Source organism: Sinorhizobium fredii USDA 257 (assembly GCF_000265205.3).
Taxonomy (GTDB): Bacteria; Pseudomonadota; Alphaproteobacteria; order Rhizobiales; family Rhizobiaceae; genus Sinorhizobium; species Sinorhizobium fredii_B.
On sequence record NC_018000.1, the window covers coordinates 6,054,793 to 6,076,738 of the forward strand.

General features: G+C 63.1%; 15 protein-coding genes. 8 read left to right on the top strand and 7 right to left on the bottom strand.

The genetic code is table 11. The annotated features are described in order from the left end of the window. Position 1 precedes the first annotated feature (1 nt). Both USDA257_RS28405 and USDA257_RS28410 read right to left on the bottom strand, forming a co-directional pair. Positions 2-1,003, bottom strand: coding sequence for a Gfo/Idh/MocA family protein (locus USDA257_RS28405; RefSeq protein WP_014766436.1), 1,002 nt, complete (start codon positions 1,001-1,003; stop codon positions 2-4). Then, positions 1,000-2,043, bottom strand: coding sequence for a LacI family DNA-binding transcriptional regulator (locus USDA257_RS28410; protein ID WP_014766437.1), 1,044 nt, complete (start codon positions 2,041-2,043; stop codon positions 1,000-1,002). Before USDA257_RS28410 ends, USDA257_RS28405 begins: the two co-directional genes overlap by 4 nt. A gap of 315 nt (positions 2,044-2,358) precedes the next feature. On the opposite strand from USDA257_RS28410, the gene USDA257_RS28415 reads away from it, so the two are divergent. Further along, positions 2,359-3,531: a dihydrodipicolinate synthase family protein gene (locus USDA257_RS28415; protein ID WP_014766438.1), complete on the top strand. Its 1,173-nt coding sequence runs from the start codon at positions 2,359-2,361 to the stop codon at positions 3,529-3,531. A gap of 104 nt (positions 3,532-3,635) precedes the next feature. Here the strand turns inward: USDA257_RS28415 and USDA257_RS28420 are convergent, their stop codons facing one another. Both USDA257_RS28420 and USDA257_RS28425 read right to left on the bottom strand, forming a co-directional pair. Further along, positions 3,636-5,708 carry a M3 family metallopeptidase gene (locus tag USDA257_RS28420; RefSeq protein WP_014766439.1) on the bottom strand — a complete coding sequence of 691 codons (2,073 nt, stop codon included), beginning with the start codon at positions 5,706-5,708 and terminating at the stop codon, positions 3,636-3,638. 82 nt (positions 5,709-5,790) lie between these two features. Next, a complete protein-coding gene (locus USDA257_RS28425) occupies positions 5,791-6,432 on the bottom strand; it encodes a LysE family translocator (protein ID WP_014766440.1) in 642 nt (213 codons plus the stop codon). 149 nt (positions 6,433-6,581) lie between these two features. Between USDA257_RS28425 and USDA257_RS36320 the strand changes: the two genes are divergently transcribed. The 3 genes from USDA257_RS36320 (at position 6,582) to USDA257_RS28440 (ending at position 8,856) form a co-directional block, all read left to right on the top strand. Beyond that, the gene (locus USDA257_RS36320) at positions 6,582-6,773 is read left to right on the top strand and encodes a hypothetical protein (protein ID WP_144051963.1); all 192 of its coding nucleotides are present in this window, start codon (positions 6,582-6,584) and stop codon (positions 6,771-6,773) included. A gap of 140 nt (positions 6,774-6,913) precedes the next feature. Then, on the top strand, positions 6,914-8,026 hold the full coding sequence (leuB, locus tag USDA257_RS28435) for a 3-isopropylmalate dehydrogenase (protein ID WP_041414793.1): 1,113 nt from the start codon (positions 6,914-6,916) through the stop codon (positions 8,024-8,026). Between the two features lie 131 nt (positions 8,027-8,157). Further along, entirely contained in the window at positions 8,158-8,856 is a 699-nt protein-coding gene (locus USDA257_RS28440; protein WP_014766443.1) for a phosphatase PAP2 family protein, read from the top strand. A 204-nt stretch (positions 8,857-9,060) separates the two neighbouring features. Here USDA257_RS28440 and USDA257_RS28445 read toward each other — a convergent pair whose 3' ends face one another. Then, positions 9,061-10,953, bottom strand: a complete 1,893-nt coding sequence (locus tag USDA257_RS28445; RefSeq protein WP_014766444.1) for an MFS transporter — start codon at positions 10,951-10,953, stop codon at positions 9,061-9,063. A 511-nt stretch (positions 10,954-11,464) separates the two neighbouring features. Here USDA257_RS28445 and USDA257_RS28450 point away from each other — a divergent pair. After that, positions 11,465-12,499: an aspartate-semialdehyde dehydrogenase gene (locus USDA257_RS28450; protein WP_014766446.1), complete on the top strand. Its 1,035-nt coding sequence runs from the start codon at positions 11,465-11,467 to the stop codon at positions 12,497-12,499. A 179-nt stretch (positions 12,500-12,678) separates the two neighbouring features. Beyond that, positions 12,679-13,500 (top strand): lytic murein transglycosylase, encoded by an 822-nt coding sequence (locus USDA257_RS28455; RefSeq protein ID WP_041414794.1) that lies wholly within the window; start codon positions 12,679-12,681, stop codon positions 13,498-13,500. A gap of 57 nt (positions 13,501-13,557) precedes the next feature. On the opposite strand, the gene USDA257_RS28460 is transcribed toward USDA257_RS28455, so the two are convergent. Continuing rightward, entirely contained in the window at positions 13,558-14,205 is a 648-nt protein-coding gene (locus tag USDA257_RS28460) for a carbonic anhydrase (protein WP_014766448.1), read from the bottom strand. A gap of 136 nt (positions 14,206-14,341) precedes the next feature. After that, the gene (gene pdxY / locus USDA257_RS28465) at positions 14,342-15,220 is read right to left on the bottom strand and encodes a pyridoxal kinase PdxY (RefSeq protein ID WP_014766449.1); all 879 of its coding nucleotides are present in this window, start codon (positions 15,218-15,220) and stop codon (positions 14,342-14,344) included. Between the two features lie 283 nt (positions 15,221-15,503). Here pdxY and USDA257_RS28470 point away from each other — a divergent pair, with 283 nt between their 5' ends. Further along, the gene (locus USDA257_RS28470) at positions 15,504-20,291 is read left to right on the top strand and encodes an NAD-glutamate dehydrogenase (RefSeq protein ID WP_014766450.1); all 4,788 of its coding nucleotides are present in this window, start codon (positions 15,504-15,506) and stop codon (positions 20,289-20,291) included. Positions 20,292-20,512: 221 nt separating this feature from the next. Beyond that, positions 20,513-21,904 carry an MFS transporter gene (locus USDA257_RS28475; RefSeq protein ID WP_014766451.1) on the top strand — a complete coding sequence of 464 codons (1,392 nt, stop codon included), beginning with the start codon at positions 20,513-20,515 and terminating at the stop codon, positions 21,902-21,904. Positions 21,905-21,946: the final 42 nt, after the last annotated feature.

A 21,946-nucleotide genomic window follows, 5' to 3' on the forward strand; every position in this document is an offset into this window, starting at 1 on the left:
TTCAAAGTCCCGGTTCGATCTGGGCGGCGATGCCGGTTGCCGCCGCCTTGACGACGGCGAGGCCGACGGCGAGCGACCAGACGCCATCCTCGCCAGTTGCGCCCGGCGATCCCTCGCCCGCGATCGCGGCATGGAAGGCGACGAGCGCCGTCTCATAGAGATTGCGGTGATCGAGCGGCAGTTCAGTTTCGCCGTCTTCGTTTCGCAAGGTCACGGTGCCGACCGGGCGCTGCGTCATGACATTGCGGCCGATCAGCGACCCGTCCGTGCCATGCACTTCGAGGCCGGTTTCGGCGTATTTTGTCGTGAAGGCGTCGTGGAACTGCGCGATCACACCGGAGCGGAAGCGCAACACCCCCATCACCCCGTCCTCGAGCCCCTCCTTGCCCATGCCGGCACTGTGGCTGATCGCCACCGCCTCGATCGGGTCGTCGTTAAGGATGAAGCGCAGCGTGTCCGCGTCGTGCACGGTAATGTCGAGAATGACGCCGCCGCCGGCGTCCGGCCTTTCGAGCCGCCAGCCCTGCAGATGCGGCGGCAGATAGACGGCGTGAAAGACCCGCGCCGCGATCGGCCTGCCGATCCGGCCGGCGGCGATCGCTTCCCGCATCGCCCGATGCGTGGCGGCATTGCGCAGATGATGGTTGGTGCCGAGCACGACGCCGGCCTCGCACGCGGCGAGCACCATTTCGCAGCCGTCATTCAAGTTCATCGCCAGCGGCTTCTCGCAGAGTACATGTTTGCCGGCGCGGATCGCCGCCAGCGCCTGATCGTGATGAAGCTCGTTGGTCGTCGAGATGTAAACCGCGTCCACATCGGCATCGCCGACGAGGTCGTCGATGCTGGTAACAGACTTGGCGATACCGTTTTCCGCCGCGTAAGTCTCACCGCGTTCCTGGCTCGAGCTCATCACCGAGATGACCTCGCCGCCGGCGGCGCGGATGGCGCCGATCACCCATTCGCGCGCAATCGTGCTCGCGCCGATCAATCCCCATCGGATCATGACGATATCTCCTTCACCCTGCGCTCGACGGTGCCGCCGCAGCTCTGGCGAACGACGAGCCGCACGGAGCTGACAATCGATTCGGGCTCCGCGCGCCCGGCCGCGATCTGCTTCAGAAGCAACTCCGCCGCGCGTTCGCCCATGCCCTGCGGGTCGACGGAAACCGTCGTGAGTGCCGGCACCGCGGTCTTCGCCTCGATCACGTCGTCGAAGCCGATCACCGCGAAATCGGCGCCCGGCTCTAGCCGCCGCGCCCTCAGCCCATCGCAAACGCCGAAGGCAACCGCGTCGTTGAAGCAGAGTGCGGCGGTCGGCCGCTCCTTCAACATCATCGCCTGCTCGATCGCCGTCACGCCGCCGGCGCGCGACGGCGCCGAACCGATGATCAGCTCGTCTGGGGCGGGCATGCCCGCGGCGTGCAGCGCATCGCGATAGCCGCACATGCGCGCCTCAAACACCGCGGTGTCGGGAAAGCCGCCTAGGAAGGCGATATGGCGATGGCCGCGCTCGATCAGATGACGGACGGCCGCCACAGCACCGGCGTGGTTGTCGGAAATCAACGACGAGACACCAGCTTCCGCAATGTCGCGCACGACGAGCACGACGGGAATGCCGCTGGCGACGAGGGACGCGAGATCGGACGCTTCCGTGCCGCGCGCCGGCGAAATGATCAGGCCGGAGACGCCGTGCTCGCGCATCGAGGCGATGACCTCGCGCTGGCGTTCGCTTTTTTCACCGGTATTGGCCAGGAACTGCACGAACCCGGCGGACTGCACCACCGCATCGACGCCGACGGCGAGCTCCGCGAAGAAGCTGTTCGTCAGGTCGTTGACGACGATGCCGATGATCTTCGACTTCGCCTGGCGCAGATTGGCGGCGCTACGATTGTAGACATAGCCAAGCTCGCGGATTGCGGCGTTCACCTTCGCCCGGGTCGTCTGGTTGACGAGCGCGCTTCCCTGCAGGACGAGCGACACGGTCGACTTCGACACGCCGGCGGCGCGCGCTATGTCGACGACCGTCACCCGCTCCTTCGCCATCGAACCCCCCGACCAGACCTTTTCATCTCTTGCATCCTTAATAATTGGAACGTTCCAATTTCGTCAAGAGGCTTCTGTTCACTTTTTTAAGGCCCGGCAGAGATTTTTCTCCGAGACAGTCGTGGCCGGAATGTCGCATGTATTTCCGACAATTAACTACGGACTTCCGGCTGAATCAGCCATAAGTGAGGAATTCCATGCCTTCGATGCGCATCGAACACATCATGTCCGGATCGGACCAATCGCAATTTCGATCTTGAAATTTGGAACGATCTAAATTATTCGATGCGACAAACCTGAGGAGGATGTACGCCGATGACCAGCCTGATGCTGCCGCGCCAAGACGGCTCACTCGAAGAATACCGGCTCCAGGGAACGCCGATCGCCCGGCCCGCTGCGATGCCGGCTTTCAACCGCATTGCCTATGCGGCCGCGCATGTGGTTTCCGATCCGCTTCGCGACGCCGATCCGTGGGGAAATCCGGCGGTCGATTGGGATGGGACGATGGCCTTTCGCCATCATCTGTGGAGCCTCGGCTTCAAGATCGCCGAGGCAATGGATACCGCCCAGCGCGGCATGGGACTGTCCTGGACGGGGGCGCAGGAACTGATCCGCCGCTCGCTCGCCGAGGCGCGAAGCGTTCCGGGTGCCGATCTCGCCTGCGGTGCCGGCACGGATCAGCTTCCGGCCGCCGAGGCGCGGTCGATCGAGGACGTCATCGCGGCTTACGAGGAGCAGATCGGTTTCGTCGAAGGGGAGGGCGGACGGGCGATCATGATGGCGAGCCGGGCGCTGGCCCGCGTAGCGCGCTCTGGTGATGACTACCGCCGCGTCTACGGCCACATCCTCCGCCAGACGAAGGACAAAGTCGTCCTCCATTGGCTCGGCGACATGTTCGACCCGCAGCTCACGGGCTATTGGGGCTCCGAGAATTTCGAAGAGGCGCTCGAAACCGTGCTGGCGATCATCGGCGAGAACAGCGCCAAGGTCGAAGGCATCAAGATTTCGCTGCTCGACAATGCCAAGGAAGTGGCGCTGCGCAATGGCCTGCCGGAAGGCGTGCTCTGCTTCACCGGCGACGACTTCAACTATGCGGAGCTGATCGAAGGCGACGGCGAAAAACACAGCCACGCCCTGCTCGGCATCTTCGACGCCGTCGCGCCCTCGGCCTCGAAGGCACTTGCGGCGCTTGCGGCCGGCGATCTTGCCACCTTCCGCGGTGTCATCGAGCCGACGGTGCCGCTGTCACGCAAGATCTTCGAGGCGCCGACGCAATACTACAAGGCCGGAGTCGTCTTTCTGGCCTGGCTGAACGGCCACCAGCGCCACTTCACCCAGCCGGCCGGGCTGCAGTCGGCGCGCGGCCTGCTGCATTATTCGGATATCTTCCGCCTCGCCGACCGGGCCAATGTTCTCGACAAGCCGGAGCTCGCGGCTGCGCGGATGCGCAACCTGCTCGCGGTGTTGGGAGTGGAGCAGGTGGCTTAGGAAGCAACAATCTTCGCCTTGTCTGCCCCTCATCCCGCTGCCGCGACCATCTCCCCGCGCGCGGGGAGATGGTGACGGGTGAGGGCAAATTCCACCCCGACGCTTCAGAGAACCGGCGCCGCCAGCCCCTTCTTCGCCAGCATCGCCTCGGGGCTCGGCAGTTTGCCGCGGAAGGCCTTGTAGGCGTCTTCCGGATCAATTGCGCCGCCGACGGAGTAGATATGGCCCTTGAGCTTGGCTGCCATCGCCGGATCGAAGGGATCGCCGGTCTCCTCAAAGGCGGCGAAGGCGTCGGCGTCGAGCACCTCCGACCACATGTAGGAATAGTAGCCGGCGGAATAGCCATCTCCCGAGAAGACGTGCAGGAAATGCGGACTGCGGTGGCGCATGACGATCGATGCCGGCAGGCCGATCTTCTCGAGCGTCGCGGCTTCCAGCGCTACGGGATCGCTGATGCTTTCGGCGGTATGGTAGGCCATGTCGACAAGTGCCGACGCGGTGAACTCGACGGTGGCGAAGCCGGAATTGAAGGTCCTGGCCGCCAGCACCTTGTCGAGCAGCGCCTGCGGCATCGGCTCGCCGGTCCGGTAGTGCACGGCATATGTCTTCAGGATCTCCGGCACCGTCAGCCAGTGTTCGTAGAGCTGCGACGGCAGTTCGACGAAATCGCGTGAAACGCCCGTACCCGATACCGAGGGATAGGTGACATTAGAGAGCATCCCGTGCAAGGCATGGCCGAACTCGTGGAAGAGGGTACGGGCATCGTCGATGGAGAGCAGCGCGGGCTTGCCATCGGCGGGCTTTGCGAAATTGCAGACATTGTAGACGATCGGGATTTCGCCGAACGCACCGTTCTTCAGTTTCAGCTTGTGCTGCGACTGGAACGAGCTCATCCAGGCGCCGGAGCGCTTCGAGGAGCGGGCGAAATAGTCGCCGAGAAAGACTGCCAAGAGCTTGCCGGTCGCGTCGCGGATTTCGAAGACGCGCACATCGGGATGGTAGGCGGCGATCCCCTTCCTTTCCGTTGCCGTGATGCCGAAGAGGCGGCGGGCGACGTCGAAGCAGGCGTCGATGATCTTTTCGAGTTGCAGATAGGGCTTCAGCTCGCTCTCCGAGAAACTGAATTTTTCTGCCCTCAGCTTTTCGGCATAGTGGCGCCAGTCCCAGGGCATGACATCATGGTTACGGCCTTCGGCGGCGATCAGCTTGGCCAGATCCGCCTCCTCCTCGCGGGCGCGCGCCACTGCCTTTTCCCATACCTGCAGCAAAAGGCCGTTCACCGCCTCGGGCGTCTTCGCCATCGTGTCGTCTAGCTTCAGCGCCGCATAATTTTCGTAGCCGAGCAGCTTTGCCTTCTCGGCCCGGAGCGAGAGCGTCTCGGCGATAATGCCGCGATTGTCGGTCTCGCCGCCGTTTTCGCCGCGCGCCGTCCAGGCCCGGAAGGCCTGTTCACGGAGTTCCCGGTTCTCCGAGAAGGTCAGGAAGGGCTCGATGATCGAGCGCGACAGCGTTACCGCATATTTGCCGTCGTCGCCCCGATCGCGCACGACAGCCGCCATCGCGTCCTTCAGGAAATCCGGCAGCCCGGCCAATTCCTCTTCGCTCGACAGCAGCAGCACCCAGTTCTTCTCGTCGGCAAGCACGTTCTGTCCAAACTTCGCGCCGAGCCCGGCGAGCGTCTCGTTGATCCCTGCCAGACGCTCCTGCTCAGGCCTGGCAAGTTTGGCGCCGGATTTGACGAAACCCTTCCAATGCCGCTCAAGCACCCGCGTCGCCTCGAGATCGAGTTCGAGCTCGTTCCGCTTCTCCCACAGCGTGTCGATGCGACTGAAGAGTGCCGCGTTCGTGCCGATCTTCGAATAGTGGCGCGACATCTTCGGTGCAATGTCGCGCTCCAGCGCCTGGATGACCTCGTTGGTGTGGGCGCCCGCCTTTGTCCAGAACAGCGCCGAAATGCGCGACAGCTCGTCTCCGGCAATTTCCAGCGCGACGACGGTGTTCTCGAAGCTCGGCGGCTCCGGATTGTCGGCGATCGCGTCGATCTCCACCTCGTGACTCGCGAAGGCCGCATCGAAGGCGGGGGCGAAGTCCTCATCCTTAATCGCCTCGAAGCGAGGCAGGCCCTCATGGCCGGTCCAATTTGTGAGGGCAGGGTTCAGCGAAGCGTTGACGGTCATGAGATTCCTTTCGCATGCGGATACCGCCGGGTGCGGATTGGCGCGCTGGCGGAGTGTGAAATGGTTGGCGGGCGCGGATTGTTCAAGCCTTGCGCATGCCGAGCAGCCCCGGCGCCGCGTGCCAGATCGCCTGCGCCGCGAAACCGATGAACAGCAGCCCGGAGAGCCGGACGATAGCGAGCTCATGGCGCCGATAGAAGCGCCGGACGACCGAGGCGCCGATAATTGCGATCAGGATCACGTCGGCGATCAGGAAGCCGATCAGCGAAACGGCGAGCAGCATGGGCAGGGCATTGAAGTCCAACGCGTTTGCGGAACTGGCCAGCAGCGCCGTGAAGGTCGCGAGCGCCACCGGATAGCCCTTGGGATTGGTAAGCCCGAAGATCAGTCCCCGCCGCAGCGGCCGCTCCACCGTCATCAGGGCCCGGTTGTCGCCCTTCGGACGCGCCTTGAGCGCCGTCCAACCGATCCAGGCGAGATAGACGCCGCAGATGAGGCCGAGAATATCGAAGATCGCCGTGCCGATCGAACGGGCTCCGACGATGGCGACGAGGGCCAGTGTCGACCATAAAATATCGCCGGCGAGATGGCCGCCCATGAACAGCGCACCGGCCTTTCGGCCCTGGCCGGCGCCGATGCCGAGCAGTGCCAGGAATGCGGGGCCGGGGATCAGCGTATAGGAAAGTGCGGCGAGAAAGGCACCGACAAGAAGCGTCTCGGACATCTTGGAAACCCCGGTTGCAATTCGGCCATTCGAGCGTCCGGCGCCGATTCCGTCAAGCGGAAATGGGAAAGGCCGCAGACCGGGCCGGCCTGCCTGACCTGCTTGCCGGGCGGCATCAGCCGCGGCGCGACGGTTTGCGAAAGGTGAGAATGTCCATCATGTCGCGGACCAAGACCGCTATGGCCCGGATGAGCTTGCGCATGCTGCGCAAACCGGTGATCGGCCCCATGCTACCACCGTCACACAGGAAGCCGCCCGCCTCTGTTTCCGAGGGAACGGAGGCGAAACGCACGCACAAAACTTTCGCCGATGCGATTTCCCTCGATACGAAGTTGCGCTAAGAACGCGCGCTACAGCGCCGTGCGTCTTCCAGACGCACTAAGGTCGCTGTGGCAGTTTTAACGTGTTGCATGTTCTCGTCCTTAAATCGCGCGGGATTTAAGGAAGCATGCAGTTGTTTCCTCCTCGAGAAGGACTATCCATGACTGTGCGCAATCTCTTCCTTCTGCCCGGCGACGGCATCGGCCCGGAAGCCATGGCGGAAGTCCGCAAAATCATCGCTTACATGAATGCCGAGCAGGGCGCCGGGTTCGTGACGGACGAGGGGCTTGTGGGTGGTTCCGCCTATGAAGCCCATGGCGCGGCGATCTCGGAAGGTGACATGGCGAAGGCGCTTGCCGCCGATGCGGTGCTCTTCGGCGCCGTCGGCGGACCGAAATGGGACGCAGTGCCTTACGAAGTGCGGCCGGAAGCCGGCCTGCTGCGGCTGCGCAAGGATCTCGAACTCTTCGCCAACCTGAGGCCAGCCATCTGCTACCCGGCGCTCGCCAACGCCTCCTCGCTGAAGCCGGAGCTGGTCGAAGGCCTCGACATCCTCATCGTCCGGGAGCTGACCGGCGGCGTCTATTTCGGCGAGCCGAAGCAGATCATCGACCTCGGCAACGGCCAGAAGCGCGGCATCGACACGCAGGTCTACGACACCTACGAGATCGAACGCATCGCCGGCGTCGCCTTCGAACTGGCGCGCACCCGCACGAACCGCGTCTGCTCTATGGAAAAGCGCAACGTCATGAAGTCCGGCGTGCTCTGGAACCAGGTGGTTACCGAGACGCACAAGGCGAAATATTCCGACGTGCAGCTCGAGCACATGCTGGCCGATGCCGGCGGCATGCAGCTTGTGCGCCAGCCGAAGCAGTTCGACGTCATCGTCACCGACAACCTCTTCGGCGACATGCTTTCCGACGTCGCCGCGATGTTGACCGGCTCGCTCGGCATGCTGCCCTCGGCTTCGCTCGGCGCACCGGATGCCAAGACTGGCAAGCGCAAGGCACTCTATGAGCCGGTGCATGGCTCGGCGCCGGACATCGCCGGCCAGGGCATTGCCAACCCGATCGCCATGATCGCCTCCTTCGCGATGTGCCTGCGCTATTCCTTCAATCTGGTGAAGGAAGCCGACAATCTCGAGACGGCGATCGCCAATGTGCTCGACAAGGGCATCCGCACCGGCGACATCATGGCGGAGGGTTGCAGCAAGGTCGGCACAGTCGAAATGGGCGACGCCATTCTTGCCGAGTTCAAGGCGCTCTCGGCCTGATCGGCCGTCGACGTTCCTTTTCTACTGATTGAACAAACACCTCCGGATGACATCCGGAGGTGTTTTTCGTTGGATCTCTTGATTTTTTCGCGTTCGTTTTCAAATGCAGGAAAGCGACAGGAAAGGAAACCATGAACCAACAGCTTGCTTCCACCGGCTGGATTCTGCTGACGACGATGCTTCTCGTCCTGGCTTTCGTTCCCTTCGATCCGCACCTGTCGGAATTGGCGCGAAGCCTGCCGGACGAGATCGTCGACTTCAACCGGACGATTACCGATTTCGGCACCTTCGCCTGGATGGTCTATACGTCCGCCATCCTGCTCCTGATCGCCTTCATCGTCCGGCGCGCATCACGACGCGACACGGTCCGGCAACGAGCGCGAACCGCGCGCAATCTCTCGGCCTATTTCTTGCTGACCGTCGGCACGTCAAGCATGCTGGTGCACGGGCTGAAATTCGTGATCGGCCGCGCCCGCCCGGAACTTTTCACCGACTATGGCGCCTACAGCCTCACGCCTTTTACCGGCGACAGATTGTTCGAGAGCTTCCCCTCGGGCCATTCGACGGCGGCCGGCGCCTTCTTCGGCGCCTTCGCGATGCTGAAGCCTGAGCTCAGGCCGCTCTTCCTGATCTTGGCGCTGATGATCGGCGCCTCGCGCGTCGTCGTCGGCGCCCACTATCCGAGCGACGTGGCCGCCGGCCTGCTCCTCGGTCTCTGGGTCGCGATGATGTACGCCTTTCTCTTCGTCCGGCAGGACTGGCTCTTCCGTATCGATGCCGGCGGCTGGCCGGCGCCGAAAACCGCAAGTCCTCCGCCAGAACTCAAATAAAAGCCAGTGCGAAGGCCGCGCCCCAGAGCCAAAACAAAAAGCCGGCGCGGAGGCCGCGCCCCATAGCTCAAATAAAAAGCCGGCGCGGAGGCCGCGCCCCGGAGCTCAAATAAAAAGCCGGCGCGGAAGCCGCGCCGGAGTCAGGAGAGCTGTTTGAGCGGTTGCGGTTTTGCGCCCGCATCCCGCGTTTCGACTGGTGCCCGCTCAATCCATCTGATGGATGTCGCGGTCCTTGGTTTCGGGCAGGAACAGCAGACCGATCACCAGCGTCAGGCCGGCGAAGACGATCGGGTACCAGAGGCCGTAGTAGATATCGCCCTTTGCGGCGCTCATCGCGAAGGCTGTTGCCGGAAGCAGGCCGCCAAACCAGCCGTTGCCGATATGATAGGGCAGCGACATGCCGGTGTAGCGGATGCGGGTCGGGAAGAGCTCGACGAGCAGCGCGGCGATCGGGCCGTAGACCATCGTCACATAGATGACGAGGACGGTCAGAACCGCGATGATCACCGTCCAATTGACCCGGGCCGGGTCTGCCACCATCGTGAACGCGCCGCCCTTGTCGATCGAATAGACGGCCATTTCTGTGGCGCTGCCGACTTCTTCCTTGGTCAGGAGCTTGTCGGCAATGAGCTTGTCGGCCGGAACCATGGTCCTTTCCCCGCTGCGGATGGCGGTGGCGTCGAGGGCCAGCTCCGGGTTCCCGGTAACGAAAGCATCAACCTTGGATTCCGGAACCTTGGCAGCACCGCGAACCAGCGGATAGCCGGAGGCCTGGAGCGTCATGTTGACCTGCTTCTTGAAGGCAGCGTCCTGCGCCTTGGCCTGGTCGCCGGCAGCCGTGGCGTCATAGCCGCTGATCGTCGTTTCGCCGATCTTCACCGTTGCCGGGGTCCCCGCCGCAGCCGTGGTCACGACGTCGTAGGGAACGGAGTTTTTGGTCAGGAAGTCCGTAGCGATATCGCAGGAAGTCGTGAACTTCTGGACGCCAGTCGGGTTGAACTGGAAGTTGCAGTCGCCCGGAGCGGCGGTGACCGTCGCACGAATGCTCTGCTGCGCCTCGGCCAGCGCCGGGTTGCCCGCCCAGGTCATTGCCTTGAACAGCGGGAAATAAGTCAGCATCGCCAGAAGCAGACCAGCCATGATGATCGGCTTGCGGCCGATCTTGTCGGAGAGCCAGCCGAAGAAGACAAAGAACCCGGTGCCAAGCAAGAGCGAGGCAGCGACCATCAGGTTCGCCGACTGGGAGTCGACTTTAAGGATGTTCTGCAGAAAGAACAGCGCGTAGAACTGGCCGGAATACCAGACGACAGCCTGGCCGACGACGGCGCCGAAAAGGGCCAGGAGGGCAATCTTGGCATTCCGCCATTGGCCGAAGGCCTCCGTCAGCGGCGCCTTCGAACCCTTGCCCTCTTCCTTCATCTTCTTGAAAGCGGGCGATTCGTTCATCTTCAGCCGGATCCAGACGGATACGCCGAGAAGCACGCAGGAGAGCAGGAAGGGTATGCGCCAACCCCATGCGGCGAAGGCCTCCTTGCCGACCATGAACTGCACGAACAGGATCACCACCAGCGACAGGAACAGCCCGAGCGTCGCCGTCGTCTGGATCCACGAGGTGAAGTAGCCGCGGCGGCCGTGCGGAGCATGCTCCGCGACGTAGGTCGCGGCACCGCCGTATTCACCACCAAGCGCAAGGCCCTGCAGCAGGCGCAGCACGATCAGGATGATCGGTGCGGCAATGCCGATCGAGGCGGCGCCGGGCAGGACGCCGACGAGGAAGGTCGACAGACCCATGATCAGGATCGTCACGAGGAACGTATATTTGCGGCCGACGAGATCGCCGAGACGGCCGAAGACCAGCGCGCCGAAGGGGCGCACCAGGAAGCCGGCGGCGAAGGCAAGCAGCGCGAAGATGTTGCGCGTCGTCTCCGGATACTGGCTGAAGAACGTCGCTCCGATATAAAGGGCAAGCGACCCGTAAAGGTAGAAATCGTACCATTCGAAGACGGTACCGAGCGACGAGGCGAAGATGACCTTCTTTTCCTCGGCGGTCATGGGTCCGGCTTTTTTAACGCCGTCCGCTGTTGCGACATTTGCCATTTTGATGATCCTCCACTTCAAAAGGCATATTGGAGCGCCCATGGATCGTTCCGCTTCCTCCCCGAAGCTGCGAAACGTGGTGCGCCTGATTGAGAGGATGTCAGAAAAGCCTTGCCCGAGGCAGGGATGCTTTCGTTCTATGACTTTCGTCTAATGCGGCGATCGGGCGCGGCGTGGATTTGAGCGCCCGCATCCCGCCAAGCAATTCAAGGCGGACAACCGCCTCCGGCTTGACTCTTGTGGAAAAGCCGGTAAGAGCAGCGGCGAACGAGGAAACTTGAGATGCGACCGAACGGTTCGTCCATCGCTGCGCTGAACTTGCCGGTCTATACCGGAGAGGCTCGCCTTTTCTCGCTCAATCGTAAAACAACGGCCAAAACGACGACGAAAACCGTCTGACGTCTCTGGCCCTCCGCTCTCTCCCCGGTACGGCCGGGGACAGGAACCTCGCGGACAATCCGCGCGGCGCCGCCTCCACCAGATGAGGAGAGACAGAAAGAGAGCTTAGATCATGGGTTTCAAGATTGCAGTCGCAGGCGCCACCGGCAATGTCGGCCGGGAGATGCTGAACATCCTGTCCGAACGGGGATTTCCTGCGGATGAGGTTGTAGCGCTCGCCTCCTCGCGCTCCATCGGCACCGAGGTCTCCTACGGCGACAAGACGCTGAAAGTCTCCAACCTCGAAACCTATGATTTCTCCGACACCGACATTTGCCTGATGTCGGCCGGCGGCGCGGTTTCCTTGAAGTACTCGCCGAAGATCGGTCAGCAGGGCTGCGTCGTCATCGACAATTCCTCAGCCTGGCGCTACGACGCCGACGTGCCGCTGATCGTGCCGGAAGTGAACGCGGATGCGGTTTCCCAGTTCACCAGGAAGAACATCATCGCCAACCCGAATTGCTCGACCGCGCAGCTCGTCGTCGCGCTGAAGCCGCTGCACGACCACGCGAAGATCAAGCGCGTCGTCGTTTCCACGTATCAGTCGGTTTCCGGTGCCGGCAAGGATGGCATGGACGAGCTCTTTAACCAGACGCGCGCCGTGTTCGTCGCCGATCCGATCGAGAGCAAGAAGTTCACCAAGCGAATCGCCTTCAACGTCATTCCGCATATCGACGTCTTCATGGAAGACGGCTACACCAAGGAAGAGTGGAAGGTTCTCGCCGAAACCAAGAAGATGCTCGATCCGAAGATCAAGGTGACCTGCACGGCCGTCCGCGTGCCGGTGTTCATCGGCCATTCGGAATCGGTCAATATCGAGTTCGAGAACGAGATCACCGCCGACGAGGCGCGCGAGATCCTGCGCGAGGCGCCGGGTTGCCTGGTCGTCGACAAGCATGAGAACGGCGGCTATGTGACGCCTTACGAATGCGCCGGCGAAGACGCGACCTATATTTCGCGCATCCGCGAGGACGCGACCGTCGAAAACGGCCTCAACATATGGGTCGTTTCCGATAACCTGCGCAAGGGTGCGGCGCTGAACGCCATTCAGATCGCCGAACTGCTCGTCAATCGCGGCCTGATCAAGCCGCGCAAGCAGGCCGCCTGAGAGGCGACAATCAAGTGCAATCGGAACCCCGCTCGGCACCTTGACCTTGCGGGGTTTCGCATTGAGTTCGGCGCGACGGATTCACGTGAAACCATGACGCGTCACAAGAGCAACGCGGGGCCAGCAGTGCGAGCGGCTCTTTTCTAAGGCAACAGATTCGGGCAATGACGGGGTATTCCATGAAGATGGCAAAGCGCGCAGCGGCAGGGCTCGCAGCCCTCATGATAAGTGCAGTTCTTCCCGCAGCCGCCTCGGCGGCGCAATGCGGCAACGACGGCGGTGGCTTTTCGGCCTGGGTCGCGGAGTTCAAGCGCGAGGCGGCCGGCAACGGTATCAGCCCATCGGTGCTCGACTCGGCACTTGCCAACGTTTCCTATAGCCGGGCGACGATCCGCGCCGATCGTGGACAGAAGAGCTTCAAGCTCTCGTTCGACCAGTTCATGAAGAAGCGCGGCGGCCAGACGATCATATCGCGCGGCAGGAAGATGCGCGCCCAGAACGCCAGGCTTTTCGACAGCATCGAGCAGCGCTACGGCGTGCCGGCGGGTCCGCTGATCGCGATCTGGGGCATGGAGACCGGCTTCGGCTCGTTCATGGGCAAGGAGCACACACTCTCAGCCGTCTCGACGCTTGCCTATGATTGCCGCCGCTCCGCCTACTTCACCGACCAGCTCTATGCTGCGCTCCAGCTCGTCCAGCGCGGCGATCTGAACCCGGCCGCCCGCGGCGCTGCCCATGGCGAAATCGGCCAAACCCAGTTCCTGCCGATGAACGTCCTGAAATACGGTGTCGACGGCGACGGCAACGGGCATGTCGACATGGTCCGCTCACGCGCCGACGCGCTTGCCTCGACCGCGAACTTCCTGCGCGGCCACGGCTGGCAGCCGGGCGGCGGCTACCAGCCGGGCCAGGTGAACTACGCGGCGATCCAGGGCTGGAACGCCGCAAGCGTCTACCAGCAGGCGATCGCAATCATCGGCGCCGAGATCGACGGCGACTGATCAGGCACACTGATTGGAATAAAGGCTCGCTTCGAAAGGAGCGGGCCTTTCTGTATCCTACGTCCCAGGCCGGGTAAAATCGCCGGTCTTCGCGTCCATCACCCAAAGCTCGCCGGTCGAGATGTCGAACCAGGCGCCGTGCAGACGCAGCTTTCCCTTTGATTCGAGGATCTGCACGCAGGGAAATGTCCTGAGATTGGCGATCGAGTTGCGGATCGACACGCGCTCGAGCGCGCGCTGGCGTTCCGACTGAGTCATGAACTCATTGCTCTGGATCTGTTCGGCGGCCGGCTTCAGCAGGTTCATCCAGCGGCCGATGAAATCACCGGGGGAGAGCGGTTCCGCATCCGGGTCGAGCGCCGCCTTGATGCCGCCGCAGCGCCCGTGACCCATGACGACGATGTCGCTGACGCGCAACGACTGGACCGCGAATTCGAGTGCCGCGGATGTGGAATGATAGTGCCCATCCGGCTCGTAGGGCGGCATCATGTTGGCGACGTTGCGAACGACGAAGAGTTCTCCCGGACCGCTGTCGAAGATCGTTTCCGGTGCGGCGCGCGAATCGCAACAGGCGATAACCATTGACCTTGGCTTCTGGCCGCTCTCCGCAAGCGTCTTGTAGCGTTGCTGCTGTTCGCTGAAACGACCGCTCATGAAGTTGCGGTAGCCGGTCAGAAGATGTTCCGGAAAGCCCTGCATATCCATCGGTAACCCCGCGTCATCCAACGTCATTCACTGTCGCATGGCTCCCTGTGAACCATGGGCGTCGAAGTGTTACAGCGACCGTCGCGCACCTGGAAGGGCGAAGAGCGCTTATGAGCTATTTCTTTTATATCCGCCCCTATTTCTTCACCTGGCTCGGATGCATCAGCCGGCGCATCTGCACCATCGCCATCGGCGTCGCCAGGCTCGAAGCATCCTGCTCGAGCGTCAGTTCGTCGGCGCCGCGCTTGCGGCTGCGCGCGATGATCTCGAACACGCTGGCGGTCGCCATCTGCAACGCACGCTCCTCGGAAAGCCCCTGAAGAAGCCGCGCAAGAAAGACGGCCGCAAGGAGGTCTCCGGTGCCGTTCGGCGGATCGTCGATCAGCCGATGTTCGGCAAGCAGCGCATGCCGTCCGGAAAGATAGAGATTGCCGGTGCCGCCGCTCATCATCGGGATCGCCGACGTCACCAGCACCCGGGACGGCCCGAGACCGAGGGCTGCGTCGAGGATCGTCGCGTTGGTTTCAAGTGCGGCACCCGCGAGCCAGGCGAGCTCGAACCGGTTGGGCGTCGCCAGCGTCGCAAGCGGCAGCAGCCGATCGCGGATGGCGGCAGCGACTTCGATCGGCACGTAAAGGCCGTTCGCATCGCCGATCACCGGGTCGCAGGCGTAGAAAAGGTCCGGATTGCGTTCATTGAGCGCTGTCACCAGCCGGGCAACGCCTTCGGCCTGGGCGGGCGAGCCCAGGTAACCGGAGAGTACGGCGCGCACCTCGCCGGCCCACGGAGCATTGGCAAGATCGTCGATGATGGACTGGAAGTCCGCGTCGGGCATCACCACCCGGGTCGAGCGGCCATGGCCCGGATGCCAGGGCAGAATGACGGTCGGCAGCGCCCACACCCGATGCCCGAGCGTCTCCAGGGCGAACACGGCGGCGCGATTGCCGACCGTGCCGCGAACCACATGGCTGGATATGACAATGACGGCACCGGGCGCGGCGGGCATTTCGGACATCGGGCAAGACCATCCTTCGATTCGAAGTGTGATCGCCCGACTGTTGCGGCGCTGTCAACAGCCGGTCACTTAGGACGACTACGGAGACTTGCGGTGTTTTTGTCCGTTTTCGTCGTTTTTCGAGAAATTTTCGCGAAAACACCCCCGATTTAAATGGATTTAGGTCGATTCTACGCGAATTTCCCCAAAAACAGGCTCGATTTTGCCCAAATCCATCATAAAACAAGTCGCCATTGACCACGGTTCTGATAGGGTCGACTATCTTTTGGGGGGAGCGATTTTCATGGGCGTGAAGCATAATCCGAAACGGGATCGTCACATTGATGCGGCCCGTGCGGCTGTGACCAAGATCGGAACCGAGACTCTGCCGCCGGAGATCCTCTTCGGGGGAGCAAGCAACGACGACCTCGACCTCTATTCGCCGGACATGCTGGCGCTGACCGCCGCCCATGCCCGCCGGGAGCTGGCCCGCTGGGATGGCGGCAAGCCGCAGGTTTCGGTCGAGACGGTGCCGGGCGTAGCGCCGGGAGGAACCGAAGTCTCGATCATCGCCGTCACCGAACGCAACATGCCCTTTCTTTATGACTCGGTCATGGGGGAGGTGACGAGCACCCACCGCGACATTCACCTGGCGATCCATCCCATTCTGGTCGTGAAACCCGGCCAATCCACGAAACTGTTCGATCCGGACGAGGAAAGCGACCCGGCGCACCGCGTCAGCCATATCCAGATCCATCTGAGCAAGCTGACGCCGCTCGAGGAGCGGTCGCTGAGCAAGCGTATCACCGATGTGCTGGAGCAGGTCCACCAGGCCGTCCACGACTGGCCGGCGATGACCGCCTTGCTCGATCAGGCCATGCGCGAACTGGAGGATTACAACGCTTCGCGCAAGAAGAGCGACCGCGACGAGGCGCTCGCCTTTCTTCGCTGGCTAAGGGACAACAATTTCACCTTCCTCGGAATGCGCGAATACACCTATTCCGGCAAGGGCGAGAAGGCGAGCGTCGAGCGCGGCAAGGGCCGGGGCCTCGGCATCCTTTCCAATCCAGACGTCCGCGTTCTGCGTCAGGGCAAGGATGCGGTGTTGACGACGCCCGAGATCCTCGCCTTCCTGGAAGGTCCCGACTTTCTGATCGTCACCAAGGCCAATGTGAAGTCCGTCGTGCACCGCCGGGCCTACATGGATTATATCGGCGTCAAGCGCTTCGACGCCACCGGAAACGTCGTCGGGGAACTCCGTATCGTCGGCCTCTTCACCTCGACGGCCTACACCCGGCAGGCGGCGGAAATCCCGCTGTTGCGGCACAAGATCGAGAAGATCGTCGATCACTTCGGCTACGACCCGCAGAGCCACTCGGGCAAGATGCTGGCGAATACGCTCGAAGCCTATCCGCGCGACGATCTCTTCCAAATCGACGTCGGCGTGCTCGCCGCCTTCTGCGAGCAGATCAACGAGCTCGCCGACCGGCCGCGCGTTCGCGTGCTGCCGCGTATCGACCACTTCGACCGCTTCGTTTCAGTCATCGTCTTCGTGCCACGCGAGCAATATGATTCGGACGTTCGCGAAAAGATCGGCGATTACCTGAAGACCGTCTATGACGGCCGCGTCTCCGCCTACTATCCCGCCTTCCCGGAAAGCGGTTTGGCCCGCGTGCACTTCATCATCGGACGCCCGGGCGGCAAGACACCACGCGTCCCGCAGGCCAAGCTCGAGGAAGCGGTCCGCGCTATCGTCACCCGCTGGATCGACCGCTTCAACCTGCTTGCCCGCAAGGACGGCATAGAGCTTGCGGTCGGAGAGGCCTATCAGGCCGCCTTCACGCCGGCCGAGGCCTATGCCGACCTCTCCGCCATAGCCGCCTGTAGGGCGGACGATCCGATTCGCATCTCCTTCTATCATCGGGACCGGGAAAGCCCGGACGCGCTGGAACTGAAGATCTTCCACGCCGACACCCCGGTGTCGCTCTCCCGCCGCGTGCCGCTCCTCGAAAATCTCGGTTTCCGCGTCATCAGCGAGCAGACCCACGACATCGGTGTGCGCATCCATGGGCAGGAACTGCGTGAAGTAGTGCTGCACGACATGGAGCTTATTCACCGCGACGGCCACACGGTCCATCTCGCCAAGACCGGTGCTGCCCTGGAGGAAGCCTTCCTCGCCGCCTGGAACGGCACGATCGAGGACGACAACTTCAACCGGCTGGTCATGCTGGCGGGGCTCACCGCCCGCGAAGTAACTGTGCTGCGCGCCTATTCACGCTACCTGCGCCAGGCCGGGATTACCTATTCGCAGGGCTATATCGCCGATACGCTGAACAAATATCCGGCCATCGCCGCCGATATCGTCCGCCTGTTCTCGACGCGGCTCGATCCGAAGATTGACGCGAAGTCGCGCGCGAAGAAAACCAGCGCCCTGCTCGCGGCGATCGAGGAGGCGCTATCCGCCGTACCAAGCCTCGACGAGGACCGGATCCTGCGCCGCTACGTCAACGTCATCCAGTCGACGCTCCGGACCAACTATTTCCAGAAGGATGCGGAGGGCAGACCGCGTCCGGTGCTCGCCTTCAAACTCGATCCGAAGACGCTCGAAGGCCTGCCGGAACCGCGGCCGTTCCGCGAAATCTTCGTCTACGGCACCGAAGTCGAAGGCGTGCATCTGCGGTTCGGCAAGGTGGCGCGCGGCGGGCTTCGCTGGTCCGACCGGGCCCAGGATTATCGCACCGAGGTGCTCGGCCTCGTCAAGGCGCAGCAGGTCAAGAACGCGGTCATCGTGCCGGTCGGCGCCAAGGGTGGCTTCTATCCGAAGCAGCTTCCCCTAGGCGGCAACCGCGACGAGATCTTCAGGGCCGGCACCGAGGCCTACAAGACCTATATCCGTACGCTCCTGTCGGTGACGGACAACATCGTCGGCCAGGAAGTCGTACCGCCTCAAGACACGCTTCGCCTCGACGGCGACGACCCTTATTTCGTCGTGGCCGCCGACAAGGGTACCGCAACCTTCTCGGACACGGCGAACGGGCTGGCGCAGGAGGCCGGTTTCTGGCTCGACGACGCCTTCGCCTCCGGCGGCTCGGCCGGCTACGACCACAAGAAGATGGGCATCACGGCGCGCGGCGCCTGGGAGGCGGTCAAGCGGCATTTCCGCGAGATGGACATCGACATCCAGACGACGCCCTTCACCGTCGCCGGCGTCGGCGACATGTCGGGCGACGTCTTCGGCAACGGCATGCTGCTTTCGGAGAAGATCCGGCTGATCGCCGCCTTCGACCACCGCGACATTATCATCGACCCGAATCCGGATATCGATCTCTCCTTCGCCGAACGTAAGCGCATGTTCGCGCTGCCGCGCTCGAGCTGGCAGGACTATGACCGCAAGACGCTTTCGCCCGGTGCGATGATCATCTCGCGCGCGGAAAAGCTGGTGACGCTGACGCCCGAGGCGATGGCGGCGATCGGCATCGACAAGCCGAAGGCGACGCCGTTCGAGATCATGAACGCCATCCTGAAGAGCCAGGTCGACCTTCTGTGGTTCGGCGGCATCGGCACCTATGTCCGCGGCAGCAACGAGACGGATGCCGAAGTCGGCGATCGTGCCAACGACCCGATCCGCGTCACGGCGGAAGAGCTGCGCGCCCGGGTGATCGGCGAGGGCGCCAATCTCGGCGTCACCCAGAGGGGTCGCATCGGCTTCTCGCTTGCCGGCGGGCGCTGCAATTCCGATGCGATCGACAATTCGGCCGGCGTCAATTCCTCCGACGTGGAGGTCAACATCAAGATCGCCCTCGCCTCGGCGATGCGCGACGGACGTCTGACCCGACCCAAGCGCAACACGCTTCTGGCGGCTATGACGGACGAAGTCGGCCATCTCGTGCTGCGCAACAACTATCAGCAATCGCTGGCAATCTCGCTCACGGAAATGCTGGGCCTCGGCAACCGCACGCCGCTGGCACGGCTGATGGCGCGGCTCGAGACCGACGGGCATCTCAACCGCAAGGTGGAGACGCTGCCGACGGAAATAGCCATGGCCGAGCGCTACCAGGGGGGCAAACCGCTGACGCGCCCGGAGATTGGCGTGCTGCTCTCCTATGCGAAGCTGGTATTGTTCGAGGAACTGATCCAGAGCGAACTGCCGGATGACCCCTATTTCACCGCGACGCTCGAACGCTACTTTCCGGCAAAGATGCGCAAGACCTATGCCGGGGATATTCACGGCCATCGCCTGCGCCGCGAAATCATTGCGACGGTGCTCGCCAACGAAGCCATCAACCGCGGCGGCCCCGCCTTCGTCTCGACACTCACGGACGCGACCGGCTTCCTTTCCGCCGATGTCGTAAAGGCAGCGGTGCTGGCGCTGGATGGTTTCGACCTGCCGCGGATCTATGGCGAGATCGATGCGCTCGACAACAGGATCAGCGGCGCGGTCCAGAACCGGCTCTACCAGGAAGTCGGGCGTATCTTTGCGGTCGTCGCCGAGAGGGCCTTGCGGACGCGGGCGTCCGAGGGGGCCGTTGCCGACGCCGTTGCGCGGCTGCGCGATGGGCTGCAGAAGCTGCGCGGCACGATGCGCGCGGCGATTTCGAGCGAGAGTGCCGAGGAGGCGCGCCTGAAGTCTGCCGGATTCATCGAAAGCGGCATCCCGGCAAAGCTTGCCGAAGAGATCGCCGAACTGTCGATGATGACCCTGGTCCCCGAGATCATGCAGATCGCCACGGTAACCGGCGAGCCTCTCAATCGCACGGCGCAAGGCTATTTCGCCGTGACCGAAACGCTCCGGGTCAACCGCCTGCTGGCAGCCGCCGATCGCGTGCCCGCCACCGAACAGTTCGAGGCGATGGCGCTGACACGGGCCGTTGCCGACATAGCCACCGCCCGCCGCGATATCACCGTCGCCGCGCTCGTCGAACAGAAGCGAGACCGCAATCCGGTACTCGCCTGGCAGGAACAGGACCGTGAGCGCGTATCGCGCGCTGGCGACCAGTTGAAGCTCCTGACCGAAAAGGGCGAGACGACGCTTGCCAAGATCACCGTCGCCGCAGGTCTCCTCAGCGATCTTGCGCGCGGCAGGGCGAAATGACACAGTCCCTCCGGGCCGCTGGCCTGGAGGACTGATTCCGTTCCGGTTAAGCGAAATCAATGCATTGGCACTCGCGCCCGTTAAACAGCGCGGGGTGCCCTACTGCATGTTTCCTTAAAGCGTAGACGATTTAAGGACTGAGACATGCAGCAATTCAAAGTGCTACAGCGTCCTTTGTGCGTCTGAAAAGACGCACGGCGCTGTAGTCCGGGAGGGGAACCTTGGAGTTGACGGCCGGACGAACGGCGGAACAGCCGAAAGCCACGCGACTCGGCATTGCCGGCTGGATGCTGTTCGACTGGGCCGCGCAACCGTTCTTCACCGTCATCACCACCTTCATCTTCGCACCTTATTTCGTTTCCCGGCTAACGGCAGATCCCGACGCCGGGCAGGCGATCTGGGGCTACACGCTCACGGTTTCCGGCATCGTCATCGCGGTGCTTTCACCGGTGCTCGGCGCCGTTGCCGATGCGACCGGACCGCGCAAGCCGTGGATCGGCTTCTTCGCGATCATCCAGATCTTCGCGCTCGCCATGCTGTGGTTCGCGGTGCCGGATTCACCACTGATCTACCCCGCGATCTTCCTGGCGCTGGCAACGGTCGCGGCCGAGTTTTCGATCGTCTTCAACGACTCGATGATGCCGCGTCTCGTCGGCGAGAAGGACGTGGGACGTATCTCCAACATCGCCTGGGGAATGGGCTATCTCGGCGGCATGATCGTGCTGATCGGCGTCGTCGCCCTGCTTGCCGGGAATCCGGCTACCGGCAAGACGGCGCTGGGGCTGGATCCGCTCTTCGGGCTCGATCCGGCCAAGGGCGAAGACGCGCGCATCACCGGCCCGATCTCGGCGCTCTGGTACCTAGTCTTCATTCTGCCGATGTTCCTTTTCACCCCCGATGCGGGCAAGGCGACGACATCCCTCAGGGAGGCGACGGAGCGGGGTCTGACGGAACTCAGAGGCACGCTCGGCGAGCTCAAGGAGAGGGCGGGGATCTTCCGCTTCCTGATCGCCCGCATGATCTTCCAGGATGGCGTCAATGGCTTGCTGGCGCTCGGCGGCACCTTCGCCGCCGGCATGTTCGGCTGGCAGACGATGGAACTCGGCCTCTACGGCATCATCCTGAACGTCGTCGCGATCGGCGGCTGCCTCTATGCGAGCCGGCTCGACACGCGGCTCGGCTCGAAAGCCATCGTGGTCGCCAGTCTCGTCTGCCTGACGATCGCGACACTCGGCATCGTTTCGACGGGTCCCGGCTTCACCCTGTTCGGACTTATCCCCCTGCCGAGCGTGGATTCGGGCGGACTTTTCGGCACGGCCGCCGAGAAGGCCTACATTCTCTACGGCCTCCTGGTCGGCATCGCCTTCGGCCCGGTCCAGGCCTCCTCGCGGTCCTATCTCGCCCGCAGCGTCGCGGCCGACGAGGCCGGGCGCTATTTCGGGCTCTACGCGCTGTCCGGCCGCGCCACCTCGTTCCTGGCGCCCGCCTCGGTGGCCACCATCACGGTGATGACCGGTTCGGCCCGGATCGGCATGATGGCGCTGGTCGCCTTTCTGGCCGTCGGGCTCGTCATCCTGCTGCGCACGCCCTACCCGGCCCATCGGCCGGCATAAAGAACCCGCGGCGCGGCGGAGTTTGCCTTGTGAAAGCTGAAG